Raw genomic sequence first — 16712 nt, 5'->3', positions numbered from 1 at the left:
CTCGATCGAGCTGCCAGAAGGCAAGGAAATGGTCATGCCGGGTGACAACGTGTCGATCACTGTGAAGCTGATCAACCCCATCGCCATGGAAGAAGGCCTGCGCTTCGCCATCCGCGAAGGTGGTCGTACCGTTGGCGCCGGTGTGGTTGCCAAAATTCTTGCTTAAATCTCCGTAAGGGGTACCAGCCAGTAGGGGTATAGCTCAATTGGCAGAGCGTCGGTCTCCAAAACCGAAGGTTGTAGGTTCGATTCCTACTGCCCCTGCCACCGAACGGGATTCGAATCAATTTTGATGTCGCCCTGTTTTGTGGTCAACAAGCCCACCGAAGTCGAAAAGACCTCTGGTGGGCTTGCGTGTCTCAAGGTTTTGCCTTTCTGACGCGTGTTTTTATTGTATTGAGACCTTATGGCCACTTCTGAAGTTGAAACAGTTCACTCCGGCGCAGACAAAGCCAAGCTGGGTGCGGCCATCCTGTTGCTGGCGGGTGCGTTTGTCGCTTACTTCTTGCTGGCGCCGCAGGGTGGGTATGCCCAGTGGGGTGGTTTGCTGGTGGGCCTGGCGGCGGCCATCGGTGTCTTCTTCGTGTCCGAGCCTGGTCGTCAGTTTCTTGCGTTCGGGCGCGACGCCTGGCGTGAGGTCAAGAAGGTGGTCTGGCCTGCCCGCAAGGAAGCGATCCAGATGACGGCCTATGTGTTTGCGTTTGTCTTTGTCATGGGACTGTTCCTGTGGCTGACGGACAAGACCGTCGAGTGGATTTTTTACGATCTGATTCTGGGTTGGAGATAAGCATGAGTGATCAGAGCAGCCCGGTGACCGATGGTGTGGCAGCTGAAGGCATGCGTTGGTACGTGGTCCACGCCTATTCGGGCATGGAGAAAGCGGCCGAGCGCAACATCGTCGAGCGCATCAACCGCGCCGGCATGCAGGACAAGTTCGGCCGCATTCTCGTTCCCACTGAAGAAGTGGTTGAGGTCAAGAACGGGCAGAAGCGCACCACCGAGCGCAAGTTTTTCCCGGGGTATGTGCTGGTGGAAATGGTGATGGACGACGACTCCTGGCACCTGGTCAAGCACACCAACAAGGTGACAGGATTCGTGGGTGGCGCCAAGAACCGCCCGGCGCCAATCTCTGAAGAAGACGTCCAGAAGATCGTCGACCAGATGCAGGAAGGCACCGACAAGCCTCGCCACAAGGTGGAGTTTGTCGTGGGCGAATACGTTCGCGTCAAGGAAGGCCCCTTCACCGACTTCAATGGCACGGTGGAAGAGGTCAACTATGAAAAGAACAAGATGCGCGTGTCGGTGACCATTTTTGGTCGCGCCACGCCTGTCGAACTCGAATTCAGCCAGGTCGAAAAGACCTGAATTTTCCAGGCGCCGGCGGGTCAACCCGACGCCGGCGCCCTTGTTTCTTTCGGGTCCCCAACCGCGAGGAGGTCGTTTTCATAACGGCCGATTGCACTCGCAGGAGCTAAAAAATGGCGAAAAAAATCGTCGGCTTCATCAAGCTGCAAGTGCCAGCTGGTAAGGCCAACCCCTCTCCCCCGATCGGTCCGGCGCTGGGTCAGCGCGGCCTGAACATCATGGAGTTCTGCAAGGCGTTCAACGCCCAGACTCAGGGCGTCGAGCCCGGTCTGCCGCTGCCCGTGGTGATCACGGCCTTTGCGGACAAGAGCTTCACCTTCATCATCAAGACGCCGCCCGCGACGACCCTGATCAAGAAGGCCATCAAGCTGGACAAAGGTTCCCCGGTGCCCAACAAGCAGAAGGTCGGCAAGATCACCCGCGCTCAGCTGGAAGAGATCGCCAAGACCAAGATGAAAGACATGACCGCTGCCGATGTGGACGCTGCTGTGCGCACCATCGCCGGTTCGGCCCGCTCGATGGGCGTGATTGTGGAGGGCGTGTGAGATGGCCAAGCTGACCAAGAAACAAAAAGCCTTTGAAGGCAAGGTTGACAGCAACAAGCTGTACCCGCTGACCGACGCGCTGACCATCATCAAGGAATGTGCGAACGCCAAGTTCGACGAATCCATCGATGTGGCCATCCAGTTGGGCGTGGACGCCAAGAAGTCTGACCAGGTGGTGCGTGGTGCCGTCGTGATGCCCAACGGCACCGGCAAAACCAAGCGCGTGGCGGTGTTCGCCCAGGGCGCCAAGGCCGAAGAAGCCAAGGCCGCCGGTGCTGACATCGTCGGCATGGACGACCTGGCTGCCGAGATCAAGGCTGGCAACATGCCTTTCGACGTGGTGATCGCCTCGCCGGACGCCATGCGCGTCGTGGGTACCCTGGGTCAGATCCTGGGTCCCCGTGGCTTGATGCCCAACCCCAAGGTCGGCACCGTGACGCCTGACGTCGCACAAGCCGTGCGCAACGCCAAGGCTGGTCAGGTCCAGTTCCGCGTCGACAAGGCAGGCATCGTGCACGGCACGATCGGTCGTCGTTCGTTTGATGCCGACAAGTTGCAAGGCAACCTCGTCGCACTGATCGACGCGCTGACCAAAGCCAAGCCTGCCACCAGCAAGGGTGTTTACCTGCGCAAAGTGGCGGTCTCGTCGACCATGGGCGTCGGTGTGCGCGTCGATACGCAATCCATCTCGGCGTGATCGCTGACTGGTAGCAAGAAGAATTCGGGGGGCTTCGGCCTCCCGGGTGTGGTGGGTCCGGCGGCTCGGCAGCAATGCCAGCCGGTGGGGCCATCCAAGACCGTTGGTGTCGTTCAAATCCCTTGCGGAAGAGTCCGACTTAATTGTGAAAAGCCAACGCAGATGGCGATCCCGCTGCAGATGGAACGAGTTCCTGAAAACAGTTGGTCGCTGCAATGAGGCGTGCCCCAGGTCCGACGACCGAAGGCACATTTAAGGAGTAGACCTTGAGTCTGAATCGCAGTGAGAAAGAAGCGGTCATTTCCGAAGTGACCAGCCTCGCCGCTAAAGCTCAAACCCTCGTGATGGCGGAATACCGTGGCATCACGGTCGCGAACATGGACAAACTGCGCGTCAATGCCCGCAGCAATGGTGTGAGCCTGAGTGTGTTGAAAAACACCCTGGCCCGCCGTGCGGTGGCTGGCAGCACGTTTGAAGTGGCCGCAGACCAGATGACCGGTCCGCTGATCTATGGCTTCTCTGAAGACGCCGTGGCCGCCGCGAAAGTGGTGGCCGAGTTCGCAAAAACCAACGACAAGCTGGTGATTCGCGGCGGTGTGTACGGAGGCAAAGTCCTGGACGTCGAGGGCGTGAAGCAACTCGCCAGCATTCCTTCGAAGGAAGTGCTGCTGGCCCAGTTGTGTGGCTTGCTGATGTCGCCCATGTCGCGTACGGCCGTTGTGCTGGGTGCGCTGGCGGCGAAAAAAGGCGAAGGCGCTGCCGCACCGGCAGCCGAGGAAGCCGCCGCAGCCTGAAGGCGCGGTGGATTCGTTTAACCAATTGTTAGGAAATCAAAATGGCATTCGATAAAGACGCATTTCTGACCTCGCTGGACAGCATGACGGTCATGGAACTCAACGACCTGGTGAAAGCCATCGAAGAGAAGTTTGGTGTGAGCGCTGCCGCCATGGCCGCGCCTGCCGCAGGTGGTGGCGGCGGTGCCGCAGCTGCCGCTGAAGAAAAGACCGAGTTCAACGTCGTGCTGCTCGAAGCCGGCGCGAACAAGGTGTCCGTCATCAAGGCCGTGCGCGAAATCACCGGCCTGGGTCTGAAGGAAGCCAAGGACCTGGTCGACGGCGCACCGAAGAACGTGAAAGAAGCGATTGCCAAGGCCGACGCCGAAGCCGCCGTGAAGAAGCTGGTGGAAGCCGGCGCCAAGGCCGAACTGAAGTAATTCAGCGCCTTGTCCGAGGCTGGAGTGCTCCGAAAGGGCCTCCAGCCTTCTGTGCTTTCAGAGCACACCCAAAAGCCCTGTCACTGACACAGCTTTTGAGTGTCTTCTGACCCCGACTGCAGAAGACGACTTGGTTCGGGCCTGTGTGCAACGCGCAGGCCGTCCGCCAATGGTTGGTAGAGGCCAGCCACCAAGCAAGCCCCTGGCGTTTGACGCGTCAGGCTGGCAAGACAGTCGCCGCAGAGCTCGGAGATTTCATGGCCTCAGCATCGAACTATTCATACACCGAACGCAAACGCATCCGCAAGAGTTTTGGCAGTCGCGAGAATGTTCTCGAGATTCCCTACCTGCTGCAGATGCAGAAGGACGCCTACACGGCATTCCTGCAAGCCGGCTCGGCGCCCAAGAAGCGCACCAACGAAGGCCTTCAGGCTGCATTTGAGGCCGCATTCCCCATCGTCTCGCACAACGGCTTTGTCGAGATGAAGTTCGTTGAGTACAACCTGGCCAAGCCCGCTTTCGACGTGCGCGAATGCCAGACACGGGGCCTGACCTTCGCATCGGCCGTTCGTGCGCGTGTGCAGCTGATCATCTACGACCGTGAATCCTCGACCAACCAGTCCAAGGTGATCAAGGAAGTCAAGGAACAAGAGGTCTACATGGGCGAAGTGCCCCTGATGACCGACAAGGGCTCCTTCATCATCAATGGCACCGAGCGCGTGATCGTGTCGCAGCTGCACCGCTCGCCGGGTGTGTTCTTCGAGCACGACAAGGGCAAGACCCACAGCTCGGGCAAGTTGCTGTTCTCCGCTCGCATCATTCCCTACCGCGGCTCGTGGCTCGACTTCGAATTCGACCCCAAGGACGTGCTGTTCTTCCGCGTCGACCGCCGCCGCAAGATGCCGGTCACGATCCTGCTCAAGGCCATCGGCCTGACGCCGGAAACCATCCTGGCCAACTTCTTCGTCAACGACCACATGCGCCTCATGGACAGTGGTGCGCAGATGGCCTTCGTACCCGAGCGCCTGCGTGGTGAAGTGGCCCGCTTTGACATCACCGACAAGTCGGGCAAGGTCGTGGTTGTCAAGGACAAACGCATCACGGTGCGCCACACCCGCGAACTCGAGCAGTCCGGCACCAGCCACATCAGCGTGCCTGAGGACTTCCTGATTGGCCGCGTCGTTGCGCGCAACATCGTCGACGAAGACACCGGTGAAATCATCGCCAAGGCCAACGAAGAGTTGACCGAAGCCCTGCTGAAGAAGCTGCGCACCGCTGGCGTGCAGGACCTGCAAGTCCTCTACACCAACGAACTCGACCAGGGCGCCTACATCAGCCAGACCCTGCGCATCGACGAGACCGCCGACGAATTCGCCGCACGCGTGGCCATCTACCGCATGATGCGTCCCGGCGAGCCGCCGACCGAAGACGCGGTGCAGGCCCTGTTCCACCGCCTGTTCTACAACCCGGACACCTACGACCTGTCGCGCGTGGGCCGCATGAAGTTCAACGCCCGCGTGGGCCGCGACGAATCCACCGGCCCCATGGTGCTGTCCAACGAAGACATCCTGGCCGTGGTCAAGATCCTCGTGGACCTGCGCAACGGCCGCGGCGAAGTCGATGACATCGATCACCTGGGCAATCGCCGCGTGCGTTGCGTGGGTGAACTCGCCGAAAACCAGTACCGTACCGGTCTGGCACGCATTGAAAAGGCCGTGAAGGAGCGTCTGGGCCAGGCCGAGCAAGAGCCGCTGATGCCGCACGACCTGATCAACTCCAAGCCGATTTCTGCGGCCCTCAAAGAGTTCTTCGGCGCGTCGCAGCTGTCACAGTTCATGGACCAGACCAACCCGCTGGCCGAGATCACCCACAAGCGCCGCGTGTCGGCTCTTGGCCCGGGCGGTCTGACCCGCGAGCGCGCCGGCTTTGAAGTGCGCGACGTGCATGTGACCCATTACGGTCGCGTCTGCCCCATTGAAACGCCTGAAGGTCCGAACATCGGCCTGATCAACTCGCTGGCCCTTTACGCCCGCTTGAACGAGTACGGTTTCATTGAAACCCCGTACCGCCGCGTGATCGAAGGCAAGGTCACGAACCAGATCGACTACCTGTCTGCCATTGAAGAAGGCAAGTACGTCATCGCACAGGCCAACGCCACGCTCGACGCAGAAGGCCGCCTGACCGGTGACCTGATCTCTGCACGTGAAAAGGGCGAGTCGATCCTGACCCCGTCCGACACCATCCAGTACATGGACGTGTCACCGGCGCAGATCGTGTCTGTGGCGGCTTCCCTGGTGCCGTTCCTGGAGCACGACGATGCAAACCGCGCGCTGATGGGTGCCAACATGTCGCGCCAGGCCGTTCCCGTGCTGCGTCCTGAAAAGCCACTGGTGGGCACCGGCATCGAGCGCGTCGCAGCGATCGACTCCGGCACCGTGGTGACCGCCACGCGTGGCGGCAAGGTCGACTACGTGGACGCCACCCGTATCGTGGTGCGCGTGAACGATGCCGAAGCGATGGCCGGTGAAGTGGGTGTGGACATCTACAACCTCATCAAGTACCAGCGTTCCAACCAGAACACCAACATCCATCAGCGCCCCATCGTGAAGAAGGGCGACATGTTGGCCAAGGGTGACGTGATCGCCGACGGCGCATCGACCGACCTGGGTGAAATCTCGATCGGCCAGAACATGCTGATCGCCTTCATGCCCTGGAACGGCTACAACTTCGAGGATTCGATCCTGATCTCCGAGAAGGTCGTGTCCGAAGACCGCTACACCTCGATCCACATCGAGGAACTGGTGGTGATGGCACGCGACACCAAATTGGGCGCGGAAGAAATCACCCGCGACATTCCCAACCTGGCCGAGCAACAGCTCAATCGCCTGGACGACTCCGGCATCATTTACGTGGGCGCCGAAGTGTTGCCCGGCGACGTGCTGGTCGGCAAGGTCACACCCAAGGGCGAGACCACGTTGACGCCTGAAGAGAAGCTGCTGCGCGCCATCTTCGGTGAGAAGGCCTCCGATGTGAAGGACACCTCGCTGCGTGTGGACCAGGGTTCACAAGGCACCGTGATCGACGTGCAGGTGTTCACCCGCGAAGGCATCACACGCGACAAGCGCGCCCAGCAGATCATCGACGACGAGCTCAAGCGCTTCCGTCTGGACCTGAATGACCAGCTGCGCATCGTGGAAGCCGACGCCTTCGACCGGATCGAGAAGCTGCTGACCGGCAAGGTCGCCAACGGTGGCCCCAAGAAGCTGTCCAAGGGCACCACCATCGACAAGGCTTACCTCGACGACGTGGAGAAATACCACTGGTTCGACATCCGTCCTGCCGACGACAACGTGGCTGCCCAGCTGGAGTCGATCAAGAACTCCATGGAGCAGACGCGTCACAGCTTCGACCTGTCTTTTGAGGAAAAGCGCAAGAAGCTCACGCAGGGCGACGAGCTGCCTGCGGGCGTCCTCAAGATGGTCAAGGTTTACCTGGCCGTCAAGCGCCGCCTGCAGCCCGGTGACAAGATGGCCGGCCGTCACGGCAACAAAGGCGTGGTCTCCAAGATCGTGCCCGTGGAAGACATGCCCCACATGGCCGACGGCACCCCTGCCGACATCGTGCTCAACCCGCTGGGCGTGCCTTCGCGCATGAACGTGGGCCAAGTGCTCGAAGTGCATCTGGGCTGGGCCGCGAAGGGTCTGGGTCAGCGCATTGGCGACATGCTGCAGGAAGAGGCCAAGGCCGCCGAACTGCGCCAGTTCCTGGAGACGGTTTACAACCAGGCTGGCAAGAAGGAAACGCTGTCTGACCTCAGCGATGCCGACGTGCTGGAGATGGCCGACAACCTCAGGAACGGCGTGCCATTTGCCACACCGGTGTTCGATGGTGCCTCGGAAGACGAGATTCGCGCCATGCTGAAGCTGGCCTACCCGGACGACATCGCCACCCGCAAGGGCCTGACGGAAACCCGCACTCAGGCGCAGTTGTACGACGGCCGCACCGGTGACGCTTTCGAGCGCAAGACCACCGTGGGCTACATGCACTTCCTGAAGTTGCACCACTTGGTCGACGACAAAATGCACGCCCGCTCGACCGGCCCTTACTCGCTCGTCACCCAGCAGCCGCTGGGCGGCAAGGCGCAGTTCGGCGGCCAGCGTTTCGGCGAGATGGAAGTGTGGGCGCTGGAAGCCTATGGTGCTTCCTACATCCTGCAGGAAATGCTCACCGTCAAGTCGGACGACGTGCAGGGCCGGACCAAGGTGTACGAGTCCATCGTCAAGGGCGAGCACTCGATCGACGCGGGCATGCCCGAGTCGTTCAACGTGCTGGTCAAGGAAATCCGTTCGCTGGGTATCGACATCGAACTGGAGAGGAGTTGACCCACCCCTGCGCCGCGCTTCTCAAGCGCGTCACCCCCTCAAGGGGGCAGCACCTGCGGCCCGGCAGAGCCGGTTCCGCGGTGCTACTGGGCCAAGTCACTTCACTCCTGTATCGCTGTCTCTGTAATTTAAGGAAATTCACATGAAATCCTTGCTCGACCTGTTCAAGCAGTTCACGCCCGACGAACATTTCGATGCCATCCGCATCGGTCTGGCATCGCCGGAAAAAATCCGTTCGTGGTCTTTTGGCGAAGTCAAGAAGCCCGAAACCATCAACTACCGCACCTTCAAGCCCGAGCGTGACGGCCTGTTCTGCGCCAAGATCTTTGGTCCCATCAAGGACTATGAATGCCTGTGCGGCAAGTACAAGCGCCTCAAGCACCGCGGCGTGATCTGCGAGAAGTGCGGCGTTGAAGTCACGCAGACCAAGGTGCGTCGCGAGCGCATGGGTCACATCGATCTGGCCGCGCCTTGCGCCCACATCTGGTTCCTGAAATCGCTGCCGTCACGCCTGGGTCTGATCCTGGACATGACGCTGCGCGACATCGAGCGCGTGCTGTACTTCGAAGCGTACGTGGTGACCGACCCCGGCATGACGCCACTGAAGAAGTTCGGCATCATGAGCGAAGACGACTTCGACGCCAAGCGCAAGGAATTCGGCGACGAATTCGTGGCCAAGATGGGCGCTGAGGGCATCAAGGAACTGCTGCAGGCCATCGACCTCGACATCGAGATCGAAAAACTGCGCAACGACCTGACCGGCTCCGAGCTCAAGATCAAGAAAAACGCCAAGCGCCTGAAGGTGCTGGAGGCCTTCAAGAAGTCGGGCATCAAGCCCGAGTGGATGGTGCTTGATGTGCTGCCTGTGCTGCCGCCAGACCTGCGTCCGCTGGTGCCCCTGGACGGTGGCCGCTTCGCGACTTCCGATCTGAACGATTTGTACCGCCGCGTCATCAACCGCAACAGCCGCCTGCGTCGCCTGCTTGAACTCAAAGCGCCCGAAATCATCGCGCGCAACGAGAAGCGCATGCTGCAGGAAGCCGTGGACAGTCTGCTGGACAACGGCCGCCGTGGCAAGGCCATGACGGGCGCCAACAAGCGCGCGCTGAAGTCGCTGGCCGACATGATCAAGGGCAAGAGCGGTCGTTTCCGCCAGAACTTGCTGGGCAAGCGCGTCGACTACTCGGGCCGTTCGGTCATCGTGGTCGGCCCTACGCTCAAGCTGCACCAGTGCGGCCTGCCCAAACTGATGGCCCTGGAGCTGTTCAAGCCATTCATCTTCTCGCGCCTGGAAGCCATGGGCATCGCGACCACCATCAAGGCCGCGAAAAAGGAAGTTGAAGCCGGTACGCCGGTGGTGTGGGACATTCTGGAAGAGGTGATCAAGGAGCACCCGGTGCTGCTGAACCGCGCACCCACGTTGCACCGCCTGGGCATCCAGGCGTTTGAGCCCATTCTGATCGAAGGCAAAGCCATTCAGCTGCACCCGCTGGTCTGTGCCGCTTTCAACGCCGACTTTGACGGTGACCAGATGGCCGTTCACATTCCACTGTCGGTGGAGGCGCAGCTCGAAGCCCGCACCCTGATGCTGGCCTCCAACAACGTGCTGTTCCCCGCTTCGGGCGAGCCTTCCATCGTGCCGTCGCAAGACGTGGTGCTGGGTCTGTACTACGCCACCCGCGAGCGCATCAACGGCAAGGGCGAAGGCATGATCTTTGCCGACCTGGCCGAGTTGCAGCGCGCCCTCGACAACGAGGTGGTCGAGATCACCGCCAAGGTCAGCGTGCGCCTGGTGCAGTACACCCTGGACAAAGCCACGGGCGAGTTCACTCCGTTCATCACCCTGGTGGACACGACCGTGGGTCGTGCGCTGCTGTCCGAAATCCTGCCCAAGGGCCTGCCTTTCGACGTGCTCAACAAGGCGCTGAAGAAGAAGGAAATCTCGCGCCTGATCAACACCTCGTTCCGCAAGTGCGGTCTGAAGGAAACCGTGGTCTTCGCCGACAAGCTGCTGCAGAACGGTTTCCGTCTGGCCACGCGCGCCGGCATCTCCATTGCTGTGGACGACATGCTGGTACCCAAGGAGAAGCCCGGCATCATCGATCGCGCCGAAAAAGAGGTCAAGGAAATTGCCCAGCAGTACGCCTCTGGTCTGGTGACCTCGGGTGAGCGCTACAACAAGGTGGTCGACATCTGGGGCAAGGCCGGTGACGAGATCTCCAAGGTCATGATGGCCCAGCTGGCCAAGCAGAAGACCACCGACCGCCACGGCAATGAAGTGGATCAGGAGTCCTTCAACTCCATCTACATGATGGCCGACTCCGGTGCACGTGGCTCTGCCGCGCAGATCCGCCAGCTGGCCGGCATGCGTGGTCTGATGGCCAAGCCTGACGGCTCCATCATCGAGACCCCCATCACGGCGAACTTCCGTGAAGGTCTGAATGTGCTGCAATACTTCATCTCCACCCATGGTGCGCGAAAGGGTCTGGCCGACACGGCATTGAAGACCGCGAACTCGGGTTACCTGACCCGCCGTCTGGTCGATGTGACCCAGGATCTGGTGGTCAACCAGCAGGACTGCGGCACCTCGAACGGCACGGTGATGCGCGCCATTGTCGAGGGTGGTGAAGTGATCGAATCGCTGCGCGACCGCATTCTTGGCCGCACGATCTGCGAAGACGTCATTCACCCCGAGAACCGCGCCGTGCTGCTGCCTACGGGCACGCTGCTGGACGAGGATATGCTCGACGAGCTGGAAGCCGCTGGCGTGGACGAGGTGAAAGTGCGCACTGCGCTGACCTGCGAAACCCGCTTCGGCATCTGCGCCAAGTGCTACGGCCGCGATCTGGGTCGCGGCGGCCTGGTCAACATCGGTGAAGCGGTCGGCGTGATTGCCGCCCAGTCCATTGGAGAACCCGGCACGCAGCTGACCATGCGCACTTTCCACATCGGTGGTGCTGCGTCGCGTGCGGCGGTGGCCTCCAGCGTGGAAGCCAAGTCCAGCGGTTCGATCGGCTTCAACGCCACGATGCGCTACGTGACCAACAGCAAGGGCGAGCTGGTGGTGATTTCCCGTTCTGGCGAAATCATCATCCACGACGAAATCGGTCGTGAGCGCGAACGCCACAAGGTGCCGTACGGCGCCATCCTGGCTGTCAAGGCCGACCAGCCGATCAAGGCCGGCGCGATTCTGGCCAACTGGGATCCGCTGACCCGACCCATCATCACGGAATTCGCCGGTCAGGTGAAGTTCGAGAACGTGGAAGAGGGCCTTACCGTGGCCAAGCAGGTCAACGACGTGACCGGCCTGAGCTCGCTGGTGGTGATCGATCCCAAGCACCGTGGTTCTGCCAAGGTGGTGCGTCCGCTTGTGAAGCTGCTCGATGCCTCTGGCAACGAAGTGAAGATTCCGGGCACCGACCATTCGGTGACCGTTGGCTTCCAGATCGGCGCGCTGCTGGAGGTGCGCGACGGTCAGGACGTCGGCCCCGGCCACGTGCTGGCGCGCATCCCGGTTGAAGGTCAGAAGACGCGCGACATCACCGGCGGTCTGCCTCGTGTGGCGGAGCTGTTCGAAGCCCGCAGCCCGAAAGACAAGGGCATGCTGGCCGAAATGACCGGCACCGTGTCGTTCGGCAAGGAAACCAAGGGCAAGGTCCGGTTGCAGATCACCGATCCAGAAGGCAAGATCTGGGACGAACTCATCCCGAAGGAAAAGAACATCCTCGTGCACGAAGGCCAGGTGGTCAACAAGGGAGAGAGCGTGGTGGACGGCCCGGCCGATCCGCAGGACATCCTGCGCCTGCTGGGCATCGAAGAACTGTCGCGCTACATCGTGGACGAGGTGCAGGATGTGTACCGCCTTCAGGGCGTGAAGATCAACGACAAGCACATCGAAGTGATCGTGCGCCAGATGCTGCGTCGCGTGATTGTCGAGAGCGTGGGTGATTCGAACTACATCGCCGGGGAACAGGTCGAGCGTTCGGAAATCCTCAACACCAACGACGCACTGCGTGCCGAGGGCAAGCTGCCTGCGGTGTACAGCAACGTGTTGCTGGGTATCACCAAGGCATCGCTGTCCACCGACTCGTTCATCTCCGCCGCGTCCTTCCAGGAAACCACGCGTGTGCTGACCGAAGCCGCCATCATGGGCAAACGCGACGAACTGCGTGGCCTGAAGGAAAACGTCATTGTTGGCCGCCTGATTCCCGCAGGCACCGGCATGGCCTATCACGAGGCGCGCAAGGTCAAGGAAAAGATGGACGACGAAGAGCGCCGCGCCATTGCCGAAGCCGATGCCCTGTCGCTGGCAGCGGATCAGGCTGACCAGTCTGATGTTTCCAGTCCCAGCGAGGCGGCTGAGTAAGACTGAACATCCAGGCGGTCCATTGCCGCCTGAGCCATGAACGCCCCCGACCGTCAGGTCGGGGGCTTTTTTGTTGGCTTCTGGGGCCAGTGAGCTTTCGAACGGACGAAGGTGCTGGGGTATATTGCCAGCGGTACATGCAGGTGCGCTACAGGCGAGGAGGCGTGGGTCGGTGACCCACAGGTTGGTTGTTCCAGATTGAAGGAGTGAAAGACATGTCGGTCACGCTGTGGGTCTTGCTGGCTGTGGGACTGGGGATTTTTTTCTGGGCGGTGGGTGCATACAACCGTTTGGTGCGACTGAAGAACGCGATCGCCAATGCATTCGGACAGATCGATGTGCAGCTCAAGCGCCGCTACGACCTGATTCCCAACCTGGTGGAAGTGGCGCGCAAATATCTGGCTCATGAGGCCAGCACCCTGGAGGCGGTAATTGCCGCGCGCAATCAGGCCAAGGCGGCTGAGCAGACCGCCGCCGGCAGCCCGCTGAATGCGGGTGCGCTGGGCGCGCTGGCCGGCGCCGAGCAACTCCTGGGAGGTGCTCTGGGTCGTCTGTTTGCTGTGGTGGAAGCTTACCCTGACCTCAAGGCGGATCAGAACATGCGAGAGCTGAGCGAAGAGCTGGCCAGCACCGAAAACCGCATCGGTTTTGCACGCCAGGCCTACAACGACAATGTGCTCGAGTTCAACGACGCAGCCGCACAATTTCCGACCGTGATCGTCGCGCGTCTGTTTGGCTTCTTGCCCCAGGGCATGCTCGAGTCCACCACCAGCGAGGTCGAGCGCCAGGCCGTCCGTATCGAGATCTGATGCAAAGGAGAATGAAGCACCACCCCCCCCGGCGCCGTTGGCGCCACCCGCCTGAAGGGGGACGACACCTGGGGCCCGGGAGAACCGGCTCCTCGGTGAATCTGGGTTGGCGTTGCTTCGCGCGCTGTGGGTTGGCGGAACGCTGACATGCGGTTTTTCGAGTTCCAGCGAGACGCACGCGGACAAACGCGCAAACTCGTGCTGGCGTTTGCCCTGACCGTGCTGTTGCTGGTGGTGGCCGTGAATGCCGCCTTGGCCCTTGCCTGGGGACTCACCTGGGGCTTCTGGGTGCCTGGGGAGATGCACTATCCCCGCCACTACTTTGCAGTGAACACGGGGGTGACCTTGTTGTTCGTGTTGGGGGGCTGGTGGGTCGAAACCTCCCGCCTGACGGGCAATGGGGGTGTGCGTCTGGCCGAGCAAATGGGGGCCCGGCTGGCGCAGCCGTCGGGTGATTTCGACGAAAAGCGCTTTGCCAATATCGTGGACGAGATGAGCATTTCCTCCGGCATGAAGCGCCCCACCGCCATGGTGGTGCCGCGAGACCAGGGCATCAATGCCTTTGCAACCGGATGGGACGTGAACGATGCGGTTGTGGCCGTCACTCGGGGTGCGCTGGAAAACCTCAATCGCGAAGAGCTGCAAGGTCTGGTGGCGCACGAATTCAGCCACATCGGCGAAGGTGATACCCGACTCAACATGCGTCTTGCCGGCATGGTGTTCGGACTGGAGATGCTCTACCGACTGGGACAGGTTCTGTTCGAACCCGATACGCGCGACCGGCGCATGGTCGCCGCACTGATCGGGCTGGCCATCATGGCCGCAGGCTGGCTGGGATGGGTGGCTGGACATGCCCTGCAGGCTGCAGTGTCGAGACAACGCGAATACCTGGCCGACGCTCGTGCGGTGCAGTGGACACGCAACCGCGATGGCCTCGGTGGTGTGCTTCGCAAGGTGCTCAGCCAGCAGCGCGCAGGGGTGGTGCCCCGGCCTGTGGGCTCGGTGGTCCAGCACATGCTGCTGGTGGCCAACGAGACCGGGTCGGTCGCCCACTGGCTCGACTCCCATCCGACGCTGGACCAGCGCATCCGACGCATCTACGGCCGCAGCATGGCGCCGTTGCCGCTGGGGCGATCAGAAGAGCCGACGATCGATGCTCCGCCCGTCCCCAAAGAAGAAAACGGCGACGCTGGCGGCAAACCCCCTGGCTGGACTCTGATTTGAGCGATCTTTTGCCTCCCCGGACGACAGAAGCCCCGGCCTCGCATTTGCCCACCAGTCTCGCCGTCCAGCTGAGGCACACGGCGCGCTGTGTGCAGGCGGTTGAACAAGGGCGGTCGCTTGCCGAGGTGCTCCCTCAGGTGCCTTCCCGTCTGAGACCCGGCGTTCAGGCCTTGACCTTCCATGCGTTGCGGCAACTCGGGACGACCCGTGCCTTGCTCGCTTGCCTGGTTCAGCGCAAGCCCGACCCGGCGGTTCAGGCGCTGATGTGCTGCGCACTGTCCCTGCTGCTCACCGAAGCCGTCGAAACATCTGGTGCGCCAGCACCAGAGACGCCAAGCTACAGCGCCCACACCGTCGTGAATCAGGTGGTGGACGCCGCGAAGACGGATCGAAGCCTGCAGCGCCAAAGCGCCTTCATCAATGCCTGCCTGCGCCGCTTCCTGAGGGAGCGGGAAATCTTGCTGGGCCGTGTGGCAGATCAACCCCAGGCACGCTGGAACCATCCGCTCTGGTGGATTGAGCGGTTGCAGCGCGATCACCCGAACCACTGGCAGGCCATTCTCGAAGCGAACAACCGCCCCGGCCCCATGTCGCTTCGCGTCAACCGCAGAAAAACAGACCGACTGACCTACGCAAGGGAACTGGCCGCCGCTGGCATCGACGCCACGCTGTTCGGGACCGATGGATTGGAACTCCGTGTGCCTCATCCGGTGGAGCGCCTGCCGGGCTTTGACCAGGGTCTTTGCTCGGTGCAGGACGAGGCGGCGCAAATGGCTGCGGGCCTGTTGCTGCAGGGTCGGGAATGGGCGCCTGATGACCGGGTGCTTGACGCCTGCGCAGCGCCCGGTGGCAAGACCGCGCACGTGCTGGAGCTGGCCAACGTCCAGATGCTGGCACTGGACCTGGATCCCAAGCGCTGCGAGCGCATCCACCACAACCTGCATCGGCTTGGCCTCACTGCTCAGGTGCTCAGCGCCGATGCGGCCCGAGCGGACGCATGGTGGGATGGCAAGCGGTTCGATGCGATCCTGCTGGACGCACCGTGCACGGCTTCCGGAATCGTGCGCCGCCATCCGGACGTGCGCTGGTTGCGCAGGGCCAGCGATGTCGATCAGCTGGCCCGCATACAACGAAACCTGCTGGATGCGCTTTGGCCGCTGGTCAAGCCGGGAGGGCGTCTGGTCTACGCCACCTGCTCGGTTTTCCGTGCCGAAGGGCAGGATCAGGTGCCGGCGTTTCTTGAGCGCCACACCGACGCCGTTCTTTGCCCTTCGCCAGGTCATCTGCTCCCGGGTCATGCGTCCCCCGCAAGGGAGTTCAACGACAATCATTCGGGTGGACATGACGGTTTCTTTTACGCCCGCTTCGACAAGGCCCCGCATTGATACGGGGGGCCTGGCGATGTCCGTGAAGGTGTGCCGCAATGGCATGTGCACCCGCTGGCTGTTTTTCTGTGTGCTGCTGCTCACCATCTGGCTGCCAGTCCAGGCCCAGCCTTTGTCTGTGGTTCAGGAGGAACTGTTGCGAACACCTGAGGCTGTGCACCTGACCGCGCGCATCCATATCGTTCCTGGCCCCTTGGTGGAAGACGCTTTGCTCCGGGGCGTGCCGTTGTATTTTGCCTGGCGGGCAGACGTGATCCGTCCGCGCTGGTACTGGACAGACCGGCGCGTGGCCAGTGCCCACCGCACCCTCAGGCTGGCCTACCAGCCGCTCACCCGGCGCTGGCGAGTGAGTTTGTCCAATGAGCCTGGAGACGGAAACAGCGGTGCGGGTCTGCAATACGCCTTGCATCAGAACTTCGACAATCTGGCCGAGGCCCTGGCTGGGGTAGGGCGGGTTTACCGCTGGAAAATCGCTGACGGGGCCGGGGTCGCGGCTGGAGATCCCGGCGACTACCGGGTCGATTGGAGCATGCGGCTGGATCTGTCCTTGTTGCCACGGCCATTTCAGATCGGCGTGGGCAACCAGCCTGAATGGAACATCCAGCGCGAAGGCCGGCTTGTATTGCCGGCCATCCAGGCCAGTGAGCGGGTGCGAGTGGAGGAAGCCATCATTGGTGAGCCTTCGCCGGATGCCGAGCCCGATGCAGGTTCTATCGGACGCTGAGT

The 16712-nt window shown here is 61.6% G+C and carries 12 protein-coding genes, 1 tRNA gene and 1 pseudogene; all 14 read left to right on the top strand.

From position 1 onward, the window contains the following. Positions 1–166: pseudogene (locus Q7V46_RS13500) on the top strand (elongation factor Tu); the annotation flags it as partial. 25 nt (positions 167–191) lie between these two features. Then, positions 192–267 (top strand) — tRNA-Trp (locus tag Q7V46_RS13495). Positions 268–406: 139 nt separating this feature from the next. Further along, positions 407–787: a preprotein translocase subunit SecE gene (secE, locus tag Q7V46_RS13490; protein WP_304914072.1), complete on the top strand. Its 381-nt coding sequence runs from the start codon at positions 407–409 to the stop codon at positions 785–787. A 2-nt stretch (positions 788–789) separates the two neighbouring features. Continuing rightward, on the top strand, positions 790–1365 hold the full coding sequence (nusG, locus tag Q7V46_RS13485; RefSeq protein WP_304914071.1) for a transcription termination/antitermination protein NusG: 576 nt from the start codon (positions 790–792) through the stop codon (positions 1363–1365). Positions 1366–1478: 113 nt separating this feature from the next. Further along, positions 1479–1910 (top strand): 50S ribosomal protein L11, encoded by a 432-nt coding sequence (rplK, locus tag Q7V46_RS13480; protein ID WP_304914070.1) that lies wholly within the window; start codon positions 1479–1481, stop codon positions 1908–1910. Between the two features lies 1 nt (position 1911). Then, positions 1912–2607, top strand: coding sequence for a 50S ribosomal protein L1 (gene rplA, locus Q7V46_RS13475; RefSeq protein ID WP_304914069.1), 696 nt, complete (start codon positions 1912–1914; stop codon positions 2605–2607). 266 nt (positions 2608–2873) lie between these two features. Beyond that, positions 2874–3401, top strand: coding sequence for a 50S ribosomal protein L10 (gene rplJ, locus Q7V46_RS13470; RefSeq protein ID WP_304914068.1), 528 nt, complete (start codon positions 2874–2876; stop codon positions 3399–3401). A 41-nt stretch (positions 3402–3442) separates the two neighbouring features. Beyond that, on the top strand, positions 3443–3820 hold the full coding sequence (gene rplL, locus Q7V46_RS13465; protein ID WP_304914067.1) for a 50S ribosomal protein L7/L12: 378 nt from the start codon (positions 3443–3445) through the stop codon (positions 3818–3820). Between the two features lie 257 nt (positions 3821–4077). After that, positions 4078–8202, top strand: a complete 4125-nt coding sequence (gene rpoB / locus Q7V46_RS13460; RefSeq protein WP_304914066.1) for a DNA-directed RNA polymerase subunit beta — start codon at positions 4078–4080, stop codon at positions 8200–8202. A gap of 142 nt (positions 8203–8344) precedes the next feature. Then, positions 8345–12568 (top strand): DNA-directed RNA polymerase subunit beta', encoded by a 4224-nt coding sequence (gene rpoC, locus Q7V46_RS13455; RefSeq protein ID WP_304914065.1) that lies wholly within the window; start codon positions 8345–8347, stop codon positions 12566–12568. 215 nt (positions 12569–12783) lie between these two features. Beyond that, positions 12784–13377 carry a LemA family protein gene (locus tag Q7V46_RS13450; protein WP_304914064.1) on the top strand — a complete coding sequence of 198 codons (594 nt, stop codon included), beginning with the start codon at positions 12784–12786 and terminating at the stop codon, positions 13375–13377. A 147-nt stretch (positions 13378–13524) separates the two neighbouring features. Beyond that, a complete protein-coding gene (locus tag Q7V46_RS13445; protein WP_304914063.1) occupies positions 13525–14601 on the top strand; it encodes a M48 family metalloprotease in 1077 nt (358 codons plus the stop codon). 44 nt (positions 14602–14645) lie between these two features. Beyond that, positions 14646–15986: a 16S rRNA (cytosine(967)-C(5))-methyltransferase RsmB gene (rsmB, locus tag Q7V46_RS13440; RefSeq protein ID WP_304914062.1), complete on the top strand. Its 1341-nt coding sequence runs from the start codon at positions 14646–14648 to the stop codon at positions 15984–15986. Continuing rightward, entirely contained in the window at positions 15943–16710 is a 768-nt protein-coding gene (locus Q7V46_RS13435; RefSeq protein ID WP_304914061.1) for a DUF4390 domain-containing protein, read from the top strand. Before rsmB ends, Q7V46_RS13435 begins: the two co-directional genes overlap by 44 nt. Positions 16711–16712: the final 2 nt, after the last annotated feature.

This window comes from Hydrogenophaga sp. (genome assembly GCF_030651625.1).
Taxonomy (GTDB): domain Bacteria; phylum Pseudomonadota; class Gammaproteobacteria; order Burkholderiales; family Burkholderiaceae_C; genus Hydrogenophaga.
The sequence above is the reverse complement of the archived record's forward strand: the minus strand, read 5'-3'. Positions and strand labels throughout refer to the sequence as shown.